Raw genomic sequence first — 13,783 nt, 5'->3', positions numbered from 1 at the left:
TAGACTTGGCCGATGGCCCGTTTCGCTTCCGCCCTGCTGTACCTGTTTGCCACCGCCCTCGGGCGCCTGCCGTGGTCGCTGCTGTACCGGCTTGGCGACGCCCTGGCCGCGCTGGCGCAGCGTCTGGACACGCGCGAAAGCCATGTGGCCCGGGTCAACCTGCAGATCGCCTATCCGCAGATGCTGGCCTCCGAGCGCGACGAATGGCACCGCGCGATCCTGCGCACCACCGCGCGCCAGTTCCTGGAAACACTGCGCTTCTGGACCCGTCCCCACGCCGGGAACCTGGCCCTGATCCGCCAGACCCAGGGGTTGGAACTGTTCGACGCCGCGCTGGCATCAGGCAAAGGCCTGATCGTGGCCGCGCCGCACTACGGCAACTGGGAGCTGCTGAACCAGTGGCTGGCATCGCGCACCCCGATCTCGGTGCTCTACCGTCCGCCCGAGGCGGAAGTGGGAGAAGCCTTCCTGCGCCGGGTCCGCGCCGACGCGGGTGCTCAGGTGACCCAGATCCGCGCAGATGGCCCCGCCGCCGTGCGCCACCTGCTCAAGCTGCTGCGCGCCGGCGGCGTCACCGGGATCCTCCCCGACCAGCAGCCCAAGGCCGGGGAAGGCGAATACGCGCCGTTCTTCGGCATGGCCGCGCTGACCATGACCCTGCTCGGCCGGCTGGCCTCGCGCACCGGGGCCACGGTGCTGTTTGCCTATTGCGAGCGGATCGGCCCCGGACCGGAGTTCGCCCTGCGGATCGAGGCGGCGCCCGCGGCCATCGCCGATCCCGACCCGCAGGTGGCCACCACCGCGCTCAACGCCGCGGTCGAGCGCATCGCCCGGCGCGATCCCGCCCAGTACCAGTGGACCTACAAGCGCTGGCGCTGGCGCCCGGCCGGCAGCAACGAGCCCAACCCCTACGAGCGGGACCGCACATGATCGAGTTGGACGACCTGGGCCTTCCCGGCCCGCGCGAAGCGGACGCGGGCGGCGACTGGCAGCCGCTGCCACGCCGGGCGCGGCCATTATTCATGCTGTCCGGGGCGCTGGGCATCGGCGTGCCCACGCTGGTCGCGCTGGGCATCGCCAACGGGATCCTGGTCTCCACGCAGCGGCCGCCTTTCGTGGTGACAACCGCGTTGGTTTGGCTGGCATTGATCGCACTCGGCGCGTGGACCGGTTTGCGCCGCTACCGCTACACCTGGTGGCTGCTGGACGAGGACGGCTTTGCCCTGCGCCGGGGACGCATGTGGCGCAGTGAAACCCGCGTGCCCTCCTCGCGGGTGCAGCATCTGGATATCCGCCGCGGCCCGCTGGAGCGGCGCTTCCGCCTGTCAACCCTGCTGGTCCATACCGCCGGCACCCGCCAGCACGCCGTGGCCGTGCCGGGACTGGACGCGGACGACGCCGAGCGCCTGCGCGACCACCTCGCCCGCCGGGTCGAAAACGATGACGACGACGCCTGAGCCGGCCGCGGGAGCGACCACGCTGCCCACCCAGGAGGAGCGGCGCCTGCACCCGGCCTCGTGGCTGTTCGTGCTGGTGGGCAACATCAAGCAGTTCATGGTCCCGCTGCTGGCCCTGCTGATCTTCGGCGGGCGCGGCGAGGACAGCTGGCAGCTGATGGCCGCGGGCGTGGCCGCCGTGGTGCTGGTGACCGCCGCCGTCTGGCGCTACTTCACCTGGCGCTACCGGATCGGCGAGGACAGCCTGTTCGTGCGCAGCGGCCTGCTGGAACGCAGCCTGCGCCAGATCCCCTTCAGCCGTATCCATGACGTGGCCGTGCACCAGACCCTGCTGCACCGGGTGTTCCAGGTGGCCGAAGTGCGGCTGGAATCGGCCAGCGGCGACAAGCCGGAAGCGGTGATGCAGGTGCTGCAGCTGGACCAGGCCCTGGCGCTGGAACGCCTGATCCGCCGCCGCGGCGAGGCTGTTTCCACTGCGGAAAACGCGGAGCAGGCGCAGCAGGGAGACACCCTGCTGGCCCTGTCCACCGCCGAGGTGGTGCGCCTGGGCCTGATCTCCAACCGCGGCATGGTGGTGGTCGCCGGCGCGATGGCGGTGGCGTGGCAGTTCCTGCCCGATGACGATACCGCCGAGTCCATGGCGCGCCTGGCACGCGAGGCCTTCGGCCATGCCGGCAGCCTTGTGCCCGGATGGACCGGCATGGTCATCGGCGCGGTGATGATCGGCCTGGCCGCACTCATCGCCCTGCGGGCGCTGTCGGTGGTGCTGGCGCTGGTGCAGTACCACGATTTCCGCCTGGAAGAACACGGCCGCCGGCTGACCGTCGGGCGCGGCCTGCTGACCCGGCGGCGCAACAGCGTGCCGCGACGGCGGATCCAGGCCTGGACGCTGGTGGAAACCGTTACCCATCGATTGTTCCGACGCCGCAGCCTGCGCATCGACACCGCGGTGATCCAGCGCGGCAACGAAGAGCGCGGCCTCAACGAACTGGCCCCCGTCGCCACCAGTGAACGTTGCGATGCCCTGGTCCGCCACCTGGTGCCGCAGCTGCAGTGGCCGCCGCAGCAGTGGCAACCCCTGCACCACCGGGCCTGGCTGCGCCTGGCGCTGGGCGGCACCGTATTCGCGCTGGCCGCCTGCGGCGCGCTGTGCTGGCGGTTTGGCGCCTGGGGCCTGCTGGCGCTCGCGTGGATTCCATGGAGCGTGTTCGTCGCCCGCCAGCATGCGCGTCGCGCCGGCTACTGCCTGGACGATGAACTGGTGGCCGTGCGCGAAGGCTGGTGGTCGCGCCACTGGCGGTTCGCCGAGATCGGCAAGCTGCAGGCGCTGCAGCTGCGCCAGGGGCCGCTGGACCGGCGCCTGGGCATGGCCTCGCTGTGGCTGGACACGGCCGGTGCCGGCGCCCTGTCGCCGCCGCTGCGGATCCGCTACCTGCCCGAAGCCCAGGCCCACGCCCTGCTGCAACAACTCGGACCTGAAGTGGCGCGGAGGCCACTGCGATGGTGAACCCGACCCACGCCCCACCCCTGATCGTGCGCTGCGGCGCGCTCGGCGACATGGTGATGCTGACCACCCTGATGCGGCTGGTGGCAGCGCGCCACGACAGCCGCGTGGACGTGATCAGCTCCGGCGGCTGGACCCCGCCGGTACTCGCGCACGCGCCCGAGCTTGGCCACCTGCAGATAGTGACCAGCCGCAAGACCCCCTACCTGCTGTGCCCGAGCCAGTGGGAACTGGTGCGCTGGCTGCGCAGTCGCGGCCGCGGCCCGGTGTACCTGTGCGATCCGGACCCCGAGATGCGGCGGCTGATCGAGCGCGGTGGCGTGCACCCGGACGACCTCATCCAACGCACGCCTGAAGAGCTGGCCACGCCGATGCTGTGGCCGGATCGCTGGCTGGCGTTCGGCATGCGCGATCCGGCGCATCGCTACGCAACCAGGGAAGTCGACCCGGCCCCGTTCCGCCTGCCAAAGCTGGTGGTGCCGGAAGCCAATCGGACCGAATTGGCGCAATGGCGGCAAGCGAATGACCTGGAAGGCCCGCTGGTTCTGTTCCAGCCGGGCAACAAGCGCACCCACAAGCGCGGCAAGCGCATGACCGCCGACCATCCCAAGCACTGGCCGGCCGAACATTGGGCCGCCGTGGCTGCCGCGGTGCTCGAGGACCAGCCGCAGGCGCGGGTGGTGCTGTGCGGCTCTCCGGCCGAACACGAGGTGCTGGAAGACATCCGCCAGGCCGCCGGGAATGATCCCCGCATCCGCAACCTGGCCAACGATCTGCCGATCCCACGCCTGTTCGCCCTGCTTGAGCAGGCCCACAGCATGGTCTCGGTGGATACCGGTCCCGCCCACGCCGCCGCAGCCCTGGGCTGCCCGCTGATAGTGCTGTTCGGCGCTGCCCCGCCGTCGCTGTGGCGGCCGATCGGACCCGGCCCGGTGATCACGCTGGGTGGCGAGCCGGAAGGCCGCGCCCGGGTGGCAGACATCACCGTCGCCGAGGTCATCGACGCCTGGCGAGCGCTGCCCTAGGCGGATCTACGCCGTCGCCCGTACTGCCACGGGTTCCGGCTCCGCCAGCCCCAGCCGCTGGCGTGCGGCGTGATAGAACGCCTCCAGCTTGGCCGCCTTCTGCCCTACCCGCAGGTCATCAAGCCGGTATTGCCGGCGCTGGCCGGGATGCAACGGCACCCGTGCCAGCGCGGCAGCCAGGGCCGCGGCATCATCCGGCAGCACGAGCTCCGTACCAATGCGTGAAGCCAGATGCCGGGCCCCGCCGCTCGCGGTACTGACCACGGGCAGCCCCGCCTGCATCGCTTCCAGCAGCGCCAGGCCGAACGGCTCGCTGCGCGCGGCGCTGACAAAGCAATCAAACGCGGCCAGCCAGTCTTCGGGCCGTTCGACGAAACCGGGCATGGCCACCGATGCCGGCGCCCTGGCGCGCAGCGCTTGCCACTGCTTTCCTCCCCCCACCAGCGCAAGCCGCGCCTTGGGCAAGTTGGCCTGGCTGAAGGCCTCCAGCAATACGTCCATGCCCTTGCAGTGCTCCATCCGCCCCACGCTGCCGAACAGGAAGTCATCGGGGGCCACGCCCATCGAGGCCCGCAGCCGTTCGCGCGCTCCCTGTTCCACATGTCGGGGCTGCACCCAGTTGTCGATCTGTACGCTCCGCGCACGCAGGGGTTCGGGAAGATTTTCCAGCTGCCACGGCGCGATGGCGACCACCCCATCCAGGTGGGCGTGACATTCGCGATCAAAATCGATGTGCAGGGTGGCCACGCGGGGAAATCCGCGCAGTCCGCGCAGAGCACGTGAGGCGGAGCCCAGGTGGGCATGGGCAATGTCCGGAGCCAGCGCACGCACCTTCGCCCGCGCATGCGCTACCGCCGGCCAGCGGGCCAGGAAGTCATGTACCAGCACCACCCGCACGCGCGGATCCACGCGGTGTGCGATGGCATTGGCGCGCTTGCGCGCAGCCTTAAGTCTCAGGATCAAGGTCACCTCATGCCCGTTGGCCGCCTGTTCGGCGGTGAGCTCCAGCACGTGACGCTCGGTGCCGGCAAAGCGGGAAGTCAGCAACACATGGACGATGCGCATGGGCGGAATTCACCGGGCTGGACGGCGGACTACCGTCGGTCTTCCGTGAAGGTGGATAGTTGCTTCCCGGAGATTGCCACAGCGTGATGGCCCGCGCAGCGGTCCGGGAGTCAGCCGCGTCGCAACCGGGCGAAGAAGAAGCCGTCCATCCCGTCTTCACCGGGCAGCCTCTGCCGGCCCGGCCCGTCGGCGCGGCCGAAGCGGGCATCCAACGGCTCGGCGGTGGCGTCGGCGGTGCGGGCGAGGAAAGCCTCCACCTGGGTGGCGTTTTCCGCCCGCAGGATAGAGCACGTGGCATAGACCAGGATCCCGCCCGGGCGCAGCAGCGGCCACAGCGCGTCCAGCAGCCCGGCCTGCGTTTTCTGCAGGGCTTCGAGATCGGATTCGCGCCGGTGCAGGGGCACATCGGGCTGGCGCCGCACGATGCCGGTTGCCGAGCACGGCGCATCCAGCAGGATCGCGTCGAACGGTTTGCCGTCCCACCAGCTGGCCGGGACGGCGGCATCGGCCGCCTTCAGTTCGGTCTGGCCGGCAAGACCCAGGCGCTGCAGGGTCTGCTCCACGCGGGTCAGCCGTGCGGGATCCACATCCAGCGCCAGCATGCGCAGGTCGGGGTCAAGTTCGAGCAGATGCGCAGCCTTGCCGCCGGGCGCTGAGCAGGCGTCCAGCACCCGCGCGCCGCGCGCCGGTGCCAGCGCTTCGGCCACCAGCTGGGCGGAGCCGTCCTGCACGGACACGGCGCCGTCAATGAAACCGGGCAGCGCGGCAACCGGCAGCGACCGCGGCAGGCGCAGGCCATCAGGCAGCGCCTCGGCCGTCTGCGCTTCTATCCCGGCTTCGGCCAGGCGCTGCAGATACTCATCCCGTCCGCCCTGGCGGCGGTTGACCCGCAGCCACATCGGCGCGGGTTCGGCGCTGGCGGCAAGGATCGCGTCCAGATCCTGCGGCCAGTCCGACTTCAGGTGGGCGAGCAGCCAGTCGGGCCACAGTCCGGCCGGATCGGCAGGGGGCAGGCCTTCGCGCTGTGCGCGGCGCAGCAGGGCATTCACCAGCCCGGCCTGGCGCGGGCGCCCCAGCGCGCGCACGGCTTCCACCGTCGCAGCCAACGCGGCATGTGCCGGCAGGACAAGCGGATCGAGCTGGGCAAAGCCCGCGTGGATCAGGGCCCTTAAAGGACGGTCGCGGGCGGGCAACGGCCGCGGCATCCAGGCCGCCAGCGCGGCGTCGTAGCGCGAGCGGTTGCGCAGGGCGGCGAAACAGATCGCCTCCACCAGGGCGCGATCACGCGGGTCGGCGAGCTGGGGCAGCGTGGCGGCGAGTTCCACACGCAGGGAGCGGCCGCGATGCAGCACCGCATCCAGGATGCGCGCCGCGGCGACGCGGGTTTCGGTTCCAGCCGGTCGTTTCATCGCACCATTCCAGGGCCGCTCCGGGCGCGCGGCACGCACTTAAGGGGTCACCAGATCGCGGCGGGCGTTGAGGTAATCGGCGGCAGCGATGGGCTTGCCGCCGGGACGCTGCAGGCGGGTGATGCGCAGGGCACCTTCGCCACAGGCCAGGTCGATGCCTTCGCGCGATGCGGCCAGTACCGTGCCCGGGGTCGCGTCGTGGCCACTCTCCAGCGCCTGCGCGGCATGGATCCTCACCCGCTCACCCGCCAGCTCCGCCTCGGCCACCGGCCAGGGATGGAACGCGCGCACGCGGTTGGCCAGCACCGTGGCCGGCTGCGACCAGTCCAGCCTGGCCTCGGCCTTTTCCAGTTTGTGGGCGTAGGTCACGCCCTCCTCCGGCTGCGGCCGCGGTACCGGACGGATCCCGACGCGCAGCAATCCCAGGCCATCGGACACTACCTGTGCGCCAAGCGCCGCCAGCCGGTCATGCAGCTCGCCGGCAGTTTCCTCCGCCCCGATTGGTGTGGACTGCGACAGCAGCACGGGGCCGGTATCCAGCCCTTCGGCCATCCACATCAGGCACACGCCGGTCTCCGCATCGCCGGCCTCGATCGCGCGCTGGATCGGCGCAGCGCCGCGCCACCGCGGCAGCAGCGAGGCATGCACGTTCCAGCAGCCGAAGTGCGGGATTTCCAGCACCGCACGCGGCAGGATCAGGCCGTAGGCCACCACCACCAGCAGGTCCGGCTTGAGCGCACGCAGCTGCTCCTGCGCTTCTTCAGAGCGCAGCGTAGCGGGCTGGTACACCTCGACCCCGCGCGCCAGCGCCTCGATCTTGACTGCTGAAAACGCCACCTGGCGACCACGGCCGGAGCGCCGGTCGGGCTGGGTATAGACGCCCACCAGCTCACCACCTGCGGCGGCTGCGCGCAGCGAGGGGACGGCAAATTCCGGGGTTCCGGCAAAGACGATCCTAATCGCTGCTTCTCCTCAGCTTTTCCAGTTTGCGGATGGCGATCGAGCGCTTGAGCGCCGACAGATGGTCAATGAAAAGCTTGCCGTCCAAATGGTCGATCTCATGCTGGATGCAGGTAGCCAGCAGGCCGTCGGCACGCAGCACGAATGGCTTGCCGTCCCGACCCAGCGCTTCCACCTCCAGGCCGTCGGCGCGGGCGACATCGGCGAACACGCCGGGAATCGACAGACAGCCCTCCTGATGGACGCGCAGCTCCGCGGAGCGCTCGCGGATGACCGGGTTGATCAACACCAACGGCTGCTCGTGCTCCTCGGTGACATCGATAACGGTGAACCGCTCCATGATGTCGATCTGCGTCGCGGCCAGGCCGATACCCGGGGCCTCGTACATGGTCTCGAGCATGTCATCGAGCAGGCGCTGGAACGCGGGGTCGGCAATGCGGCCGGCATCCACCGGGTCGGCGACCACGCGCAGGCGTGGATTCGGGTATTCAATGATGGACAGAAGGGACATGGCAGGAGGGGAAAGGGGGGCCTGGATCACAACGTGGAGTTCAGGGGGCATTGTAACGCCCGCCACACTTGCGCGGATCCCGGCCTTGTAGGCATAGTGGCTTGGCTGCAAGGGGAAATCTCCAAGGGGAGCAAGTAGATGGCCGGCATCTTTAAGTGCCTTTCCGGAGGGCTTCGCACGGCTTGTGCCGCAGCGTTGCTCACCGTCGCAACATTCGCCGCCGCACAAGGAGTGCGCGGAGACCATCCGGACACCTATGTGGTGGTCCGTGGCGACACATTGTGGGATATCGCGGGTCGGTTCCTCGACCGGCCATGGCTGTGGCCGGAAATCTGGCAGGCCAACCCGCAGATCCAGAATCCGCACCTGATCTATCCGGGCGACGTGATCAGCCTGGCCTACCTGGACCGGGTGACCGGGGCCCAGGTACAGCCGGGTCCGCGCCTTGATGCCGCACCGATCAACGCGATCGCGCTGTCGGATATCGAGCCGTTCCTCAAGGACCTGCAGGTGGTCGACGGCTTCGAGCACCTGCCCCATGTAGTGGGGATGGAAGAAGACCGCCTGCGCGTGGCCGAGGGTCAGGTGGCCTACGTGCGTGGACTGGCCGCCAACCCCGGCGACCGCTTCACCGTGGTGCGCCCGACCGTTCGCTACCACCACCTGCAGCGCAGCGGCCTGTGCTGCGACCTGTTCCATACCGACGACCTGGATTTCCGCGGTCGCCGGATCATGGACAGCCGCCAGTTCTGGACCAACGTGGTCACCCCTGACAAGGGCAAGGAAGTGCTGGGCTACGAGATGATGCGCGTTGGCGCGGGCACCGTGACCCGCGGCGAAGTCGGCGGCATCCAGGTCTCCACCCTGCTGCTGGATGACGCAGGCTACGAGACGCGCATTGGCGACCGGCTGGTGCCGGTCAACGCCCAGCCCTACGACCTGCAGTTCTTCCCGCATCCGCCCGCGCAGCAGGCCGACTATGGCCGTGCCCGCGTGCTGGCGGTGGCCGACATGCTCACCAGCGGTGGACCGCGTGACGTGATCGCCATTTCCATCGGCGCGCGCGAAGGCGTGGACAACGGCACCGTGTTCTCCGTCTGGCGCGAGGGCACCAATACGGTGGACCGCGTGGAGAAGGGTGAATACCGCGATGTGGATACCGTGTTCTACGAGAACAAGGTGCGCCTGCCGGACGAGTTCGCCGGCCATGCGATGGTGTTCCGCACCTATGACAAGGTGGCCTACGCACTGGTGATGGACAGCATCAAGCCGACCAAGGTGGGCTATCACCTCAAGCATCCGGACGCCCCGTACTGACGCGGCACCGCGGCATATTCCTACGATGAATCGAGACGGCGCCCCAGGGCGCCGTCTTTGTATGTGGCGATAGGGTGGACGGCCAGGTCCGCATGGATGCGACGCCACCAACCCATGACCACGCAATCCCCACCTCCCGACCCCCAGCAGCAGGCCGCGCTGCTGTGCCTGCTCGGCGCAGGCGGGGCCTCGGAGCCCAGGCGCAGGCTGCTGGAGGCCTACCCTGGCCCGGAAGCCGCGCTGGCCGCAGGCCCCGCCAGCTGGCGCGCCTGCGGCCTGGACCAGGCGCAGATGCACGCGCTCACCTCCGGCCAGGAGGACAGCCGCAGCCTGGAGTGGCTGACCCAGCCCGGTCACCATCTGATCGGCTGGCACGACCCCGACTATCCCGCCCTGCTGCGCACCGCGCCCTCCCCGCCGCTGGCGCTGTTCGTGATCGGCAACCCCGCACGGCTGTGGCATCCGGCGGTGGCGGTGGTTGGCAGCCGTTCACCGACAGCCGGCGGGCGTGACAGCGCCGCGGCGTTCTCGCGCGCCCTGGCTGGCTCCGGCCTGGCCGTTGTCAGCGGGCTTGCCCTGGGCGTGGATTCGGCCGCGCACCGGGCCACGCTGGATGCGGGCGGGGTCACGGTTGCGGTCCTGGGCTGCGGCATAGATCAGGTGTACCCGCGTTCGAACCGTGCCCTGTACGACCGTATTGGCACGGAAGGCGTCGTGGTCAGCGAATATCCGCCAGGGACCCCCGCCCGCAGCGGCCACTTCCCCAGCCGCAACCGGATCGTGGCCGGACTGGCCCTGGGCACGCTGGTGATCGAGGCGGCGATGCGCTCCGGTGCGCTGATCACCGCCCGCCTGGCCAGCGACGCCGGACGCGACGTATTCGCCGTGCCGGGCTCCATCCACAACCCCAAGGCCCGCGGCTGCCATCGCCTGATCCGCAGCGGCGCGGCCCTGGTGGAATCGGCCGAAGAGGTGATTCGCGCGCTGGCCCCCATGGCCGCCCATCTGGGCCAGGCCTTGCGCGAACGCCTGGACACCCCCACAACAGGGGAGCAGCCCGCCTTGCCGGGCAACCCCGATGCCGGCCCGACCGGCGACCCCGACTACCAGAAATTGTGGGACGCGCTCGGCCACGACCCTACAGGTATGGATTTATTGGCTGATCGCACCGGATTGACGGCAACCCGCCTGTCCTCCATGCTCCCGCTCATGGAGCTGGAGGGACTGGTTGTTGCCGAGCACGGCCGGTACTCCCGCAAATCCTGAACAAGGCGTCCGCGGACGCAGGCAGAGGCAATGAAAGAAAGCATCCTGGACGTACTGCTCTACCTGTTCGAGCACTACTTCAGCGAAGAGGCGGACCTGCTCCGCGACCGGGATTCCCTGCAGGCGGGACTGTTGCAGGCCGGCTTCAGCCCGGCGGAGATCAACAAGGCATTCGACTGGCTTGACGATCTGGCCCGACAGCGCCCGGACCGGGCGGCGCCCCGCGCCGGTGGCCCGGTGCGCGTCTATGCCGGCCCGGAGCTGGACAAGCTGGATCTGGAAGGCCGCGGCTTTCTGATGTTCCTGGAACAGCAGGGCGTGCTCGATGCCGACCAGCGCGAGCTGGTGCTGCACCAGAGCATGGCGCTGGACCAGGATGACGTGGATCTGGACGACCTGAAGTGGGTGGTGCTGATGGTGCTGTTCAACCAGCCCGGCAGCGAGGCCGCCTACGCCTGGATGGAGACCCAGATGTTCATGGACGAGCCGGAACCGGTGCACTGATCCGCCTGGTCCTGACCGGCCGGACGCTTTTCGCCCATAATGCGCACCCGCCCCGGGTTCCTGAATGGGGGCCTGTTTGGCTTGATCACGCCCGTTCGGGCGTGATTCCTGTTACAAGAGCACCCTGAACGCCCCGGAACACTTGGGGCGCCCGCTCTTTCACCTGCCCCGCGGGCCGCTGCAATTGCGCCCCGCCCGACCACGGACATCGATGGCCAAGAACCTTCTCATCGTCGAGTCGCCTGCCAAAGCGCGGACGATCAACAAGTATCTGGGCAAGGACTTCCATGTCCTGGCTTCCTACGGCCACGTGCGCGACCTGGTGCCCAAGGAGGGAGCGGTGGATCCGGAGCAGGGCTTCCGGATGCGCTATGACCTGATCGACAAGAACGAGAAGCACGTGGAGGCGATCGCCAAGGCCGCGGCCAAGGCCGACACCATCTACCTGGCCACTGACCCGGACCGCGAAGGCGAGGCGATCAGCTGGCACATCGTGGAAATCCTGCGCGAGCGCGGCCTGCTTGAGGACAAGGAGCTGCACCGCGTGGTGTTTACCGAGATCACCCCGCGGGCGATCAAGGAAGCCATGGCGTCCCCGCGCGAGGTGTCCGACAACCTGGTCGACGCGCAGCAGGCGCGCCGTGCGCTGGATTACCTGGTCGGCTTCAATCTCTCCCCGGTGCTGTGGCGCAAGGTGCAGCGCGGGCTGTCGGCTGGCCGGGTGCAGTCGCCGGCGCTGCGCATGATCGTCGACCGCGAGGAAGAGATCGAAGCCTTCGTCTCGCGTGAATACTGGTCGATCGCCGCCGAGTGCGCCCATCCCTCGCAGCCCTTCTCGGCCCGGCTGAACAAGCTGGACGGGGAGAAGTTCGGGCAGTTCACCATCACCGACGGTGACACGGCCGAGGCCGCGCGCGAGCGCATCGCCGCGGCCGCCGCCGGCGCCCTGCAGGTGACCGACGTCATCAGCAAGGAGCGCAAGCGCCGGCCCGCGCCGCCGTTCACCACCTCGACGCTGCAGCAGGAAGCCTCGCGCAAGCTCGGCTTCACCACCAGCCGCACCATGCGCGTGGCGCAGAAGCTCTACGAGGGCGTGGCCATTGGCGAAGAAGGCACGGTCGGCCTGATCACCTACATGCGTACCGACTCGGTGAGCCTTTCGGGTGAAGCGCTGGGCGAGATCCGCGACGTCATTGCCCGCGACTTCGGCACCGAATCGGTTCCCGACAAGCCCAACTTCTACAAGACCAAGGCCAAGAACGCGCAGGAGGCCCACGAGGCCATCCGCCCCAGCTCGGCCCTGCGCACCCCGGCCCAGGTGGCCAAATTCCTGGACGATGACGGCCGCCGCCTGTACGAGCTGATCTGGAAGCGCGCCGTGGCCTGCCAGATGGTGCCGGCCACGCTCAACACCGTATCGGTGGATCTGGCCGCCGGCAGTGCGCACAGCTTCCGCGCCAGTGGCACCACCGTGGTGTTCGCCGGATTCCTGGCGGTGTACGAGGAAGGCAAGGACAACAAGAACGCCGACGAAGACGACGAAGGCCGCAAGCTGCCGCTGATGAAGACCGGCGACCGCATTCCGCTGGAACGCATCCTGGCCAACCAGCACTTCACCGAGCCGCCGCCGCGCTTTACCGAAGCCTCCCTGGTCAAGACGCTGGAGGAATACGGCATCGGCCGCCCCTCCACCTACGCCTCGATCATCCAGACCCTGCAGTTCCGCCAGTACGTGGAGCTGGAGAGCCGCCGTTTCCGCCCGTCCGATGTGGGCCGCGCGGTGTCCAAGTTCCTGTCCAACCACTTCACCCGCTACGTGGATTACGACTTCACCGCCAAGCTCGAAGATGAGCTGGACGCGGTCAGCCGCGGCGAAGAAGAGTGGGTGCCGCTGCTGGAGAAGTTCTGGAGCCCGTTCAAGGAGCTGGTGGACGACAAGATGGAATCGGTCGACCGCAGCCAGGCCACCGGCGCGCGCGAGCTGGGCACCGACCCCAAGACCGGCAAGCCGGTCAGCGTTCGCCTGGGTCGCTACGGGCCCTACGCCGCCATCGGCAGCACCGCCGAGGATGCGGAAGACAAGCCCAAGTTCGCTTCGCTGCGCCCGGGCCAGTCGATGCACACCATCTCCCTGGAGCAGGCGCTGGAGCTGTTCCTGCTGCCGCGGGTGCTCGGCGAGCACAAGGGCGAGGAAGTCAGCGTGGGCATCGGCCGCTTCGGCCCGTTTGCCAAGCGCGGCACCACCTATGCCTCGCTCAAGAAGGAAGATGATCCCTATACCGTCGACTTCGATCACGCCGTGGCGCTGATCGAGGAGAAGGAAGAGATCATCCGCAACCGGATCATCAAGGAGTTCGAGGGCAGCGACATCCAGGTGCTCAACGGCCGCTACGGTCCGTACATCAGCGACGGCAAGCTCAACGGCAAGATCCCCAAGGATCGCGAGCCGGCCTCGTTGACCCTGGAGGAAGTGGTCAAGCTGCTGGAGGAAACCGGCAAGCCGGCACGCCGTGCCTTTGGCAAGAAGGCTGCCAAGAAGGTGGTCAAGAAAGCCGCGAAAAAAGCCGCCAAGAAAGCGACCAAGAAGGCCGTGAAAAAGGCGGCGAAGAAAGCAGCCAAGAAGGCGACGAAGAAGGTCGTCAAGAAAGTCGCCGCCAAGAAGGCCACCAAGAAAGCGGTCAAGAAAGACGTCGCCACGGAACCCGCGGCAGGAAGCACCGGCGACGACGCTCCCTGGTAGCGCGCGTCCAGCGCGCGCAGCCACC

The 13,783-nt window shown here is 68.8% G+C and carries 12 protein-coding genes; 8 read left to right on the top strand and 4 right to left on the bottom strand.

The window, feature by feature from the left end; all coding sequences use genetic code 11:
• Positions 1 to 12: 12 nt before the first annotated feature.
• From ACW7G3_RS06795 to ACW7G3_RS06780, 4 genes are read left to right on the top strand one after another with little or no spacing between them, the layout of a single operon-like run.
• Positions 13 to 930, top strand: coding sequence for a lauroyl acyltransferase (locus tag ACW7G3_RS06795; protein WP_456981918.1), 918 nt, complete (start codon positions 13 to 15; stop codon positions 928 to 930).
• Entirely contained in the window at positions 927 to 1,457 is a 531-nt protein-coding gene (locus ACW7G3_RS06790; protein WP_456981916.1) for a PH domain-containing protein, read from the top strand. Before ACW7G3_RS06795 ends, ACW7G3_RS06790 begins: the two co-directional genes overlap by 4 nt.
• Positions 1,441 to 2,964 (top strand): PH domain-containing protein, encoded by a 1,524-nt coding sequence (locus ACW7G3_RS06785; protein ID WP_456981914.1) that lies wholly within the window; start codon positions 1,441 to 1,443, stop codon positions 2,962 to 2,964. The genes ACW7G3_RS06790 and ACW7G3_RS06785 overlap by 17 nt, the downstream gene beginning before the upstream one ends.
• Positions 2,958 to 3,986: a glycosyltransferase family 9 protein gene (locus ACW7G3_RS06780; RefSeq protein ID WP_456981912.1), complete on the top strand. Its 1,029-nt coding sequence runs from the start codon at positions 2,958 to 2,960 to the stop codon at positions 3,984 to 3,986. Before ACW7G3_RS06785 ends, ACW7G3_RS06780 begins: the two co-directional genes overlap by 7 nt.
• Positions 3,987 to 3,992: 6 nt before the next feature.
• Here the strand turns inward: ACW7G3_RS06780 and ACW7G3_RS06775 are convergent, their stop codons facing one another.
• The 4 genes from ACW7G3_RS06775 to def form a co-directional block, all read right to left on the bottom strand.
• A complete protein-coding gene (locus tag ACW7G3_RS06775) occupies positions 3,993 to 5,051 on the bottom strand; it encodes a glycosyltransferase (RefSeq protein ID WP_456981911.1) in 1,059 nt (352 codons plus the stop codon).
• Positions 5,052 to 5,161: 110 nt separating this feature from the next.
• Entirely contained in the window at positions 5,162 to 6,460 is a 1,299-nt protein-coding gene (gene rsmB, locus ACW7G3_RS06770; protein WP_456981909.1) for a 16S rRNA (cytosine(967)-C(5))-methyltransferase RsmB, read from the bottom strand.
• Between the two features lie 39 nt (positions 6,461 to 6,499).
• Positions 6,500 to 7,420, bottom strand: a complete 921-nt coding sequence (fmt, locus tag ACW7G3_RS06765; RefSeq protein ID WP_456982377.1) for a methionyl-tRNA formyltransferase — start codon at positions 7,418 to 7,420, stop codon at positions 6,500 to 6,502.
• Positions 7,416 to 7,931: a peptide deformylase gene (def, locus tag ACW7G3_RS06760; RefSeq protein WP_456981907.1), complete on the bottom strand. Its 516-nt coding sequence runs from the start codon at positions 7,929 to 7,931 to the stop codon at positions 7,416 to 7,418. The genes fmt and def overlap by 5 nt, the downstream gene beginning before the upstream one ends.
• A gap of 138 nt (positions 7,932 to 8,069) precedes the next feature.
• Here def and ACW7G3_RS06755 point away from each other — a divergent pair, with 138 nt between their 5' ends.
• The 4 genes from ACW7G3_RS06755 (at position 8,070) to ACW7G3_RS06740 (ending at position 13,758) form a co-directional block, all read left to right on the top strand.
• Positions 8,070 to 9,248 (top strand): LysM peptidoglycan-binding domain-containing protein, encoded by a 1,179-nt coding sequence (locus ACW7G3_RS06755; RefSeq protein ID WP_456976400.1) that lies wholly within the window; start codon positions 8,070 to 8,072, stop codon positions 9,246 to 9,248.
• Between the two features lie 114 nt (positions 9,249 to 9,362).
• Positions 9,363 to 10,514, top strand: a complete 1,152-nt coding sequence (dprA, locus tag ACW7G3_RS06750) for a DNA-processing protein DprA (RefSeq protein WP_456981905.1) — start codon at positions 9,363 to 9,365, stop codon at positions 10,512 to 10,514.
• 30 nt (positions 10,515 to 10,544) lie between these two features.
• Entirely contained in the window at positions 10,545 to 11,018 is a 474-nt protein-coding gene (locus ACW7G3_RS06745) for a DUF494 family protein (protein ID WP_456976396.1), read from the top strand.
• Positions 11,019 to 11,229: 211 nt separating this feature from the next.
• Entirely contained in the window at positions 11,230 to 13,758 is a 2,529-nt protein-coding gene (locus ACW7G3_RS06740) for a DNA topoisomerase I (protein WP_456981903.1), read from the top strand.
• Positions 13,759 to 13,783 lie beyond the last annotated feature (25 nt).

Source organism: Luteimonas sp. A478 (assembly GCF_054052025.1).
The sequence above is the reverse complement of the archived record's forward strand: the minus strand, read 5'-3'. Positions and strand labels throughout refer to the sequence as shown.

What these genes read in the sequence shown, in the direction of transcription:
- ACW7G3_RS06795 (WP_456981918.1), top strand. Translation starts at nt 13, where the DNA reads ATGGCCCGTTTCGCTTCCGCCCTGCTGTACCTGTTTGCCACCGCCCTC.
- ACW7G3_RS06790 (WP_456981916.1), top strand. Translation starts at nt 927, where the DNA reads ATGATCGAGTTGGACGACCTGGGCCTTCCCGGCCCGCGCGAAGCGGAC.
- ACW7G3_RS06785 (WP_456981914.1), top strand. Translation starts at nt 1,441, where the DNA reads ATGACGACGACGCCTGAGCCGGCCGCGGGAGCGACCACGCTGCCCACC.
- ACW7G3_RS06780 (WP_456981912.1), top strand. Translation starts at nt 2,958, where the DNA reads ATGGTGAACCCGACCCACGCCCCACCCCTGATCGTGCGCTGCGGCGCG.
- ACW7G3_RS06775 (WP_456981911.1), bottom strand. Translation starts at nt 5,051, where the DNA reads ATGCGCATCGTCCATGTGTTGCTGACTTCCCGCTTTGCCGGCACCGAG.
- rsmB (WP_456981909.1), bottom strand. Translation starts at nt 6,460, where the DNA reads ATGAAACGACCGGCTGGAACCGAAACCCGCGTCGCCGCGGCGCGCATC.
- def (WP_456981907.1), bottom strand. Translation starts at nt 7,931, where the DNA reads ATGTCCCTTCTGTCCATCATTGAATACCCGAATCCACGCCTGCGCGTG.
- ACW7G3_RS06755 (WP_456976400.1), top strand. Translation starts at nt 8,070, where the DNA reads ATGGCCGGCATCTTTAAGTGCCTTTCCGGAGGGCTTCGCACGGCTTGT.
- dprA (WP_456981905.1), top strand. Translation starts at nt 9,363, where the DNA reads ATGACCACGCAATCCCCACCTCCCGACCCCCAGCAGCAGGCCGCGCTG.
- ACW7G3_RS06745 (WP_456976396.1), top strand. Translation starts at nt 10,545, where the DNA reads ATGAAAGAAAGCATCCTGGACGTACTGCTCTACCTGTTCGAGCACTAC.
- ACW7G3_RS06740 (WP_456981903.1), top strand. Translation starts at nt 11,230, where the DNA reads ATGGCCAAGAACCTTCTCATCGTCGAGTCGCCTGCCAAAGCGCGGACG.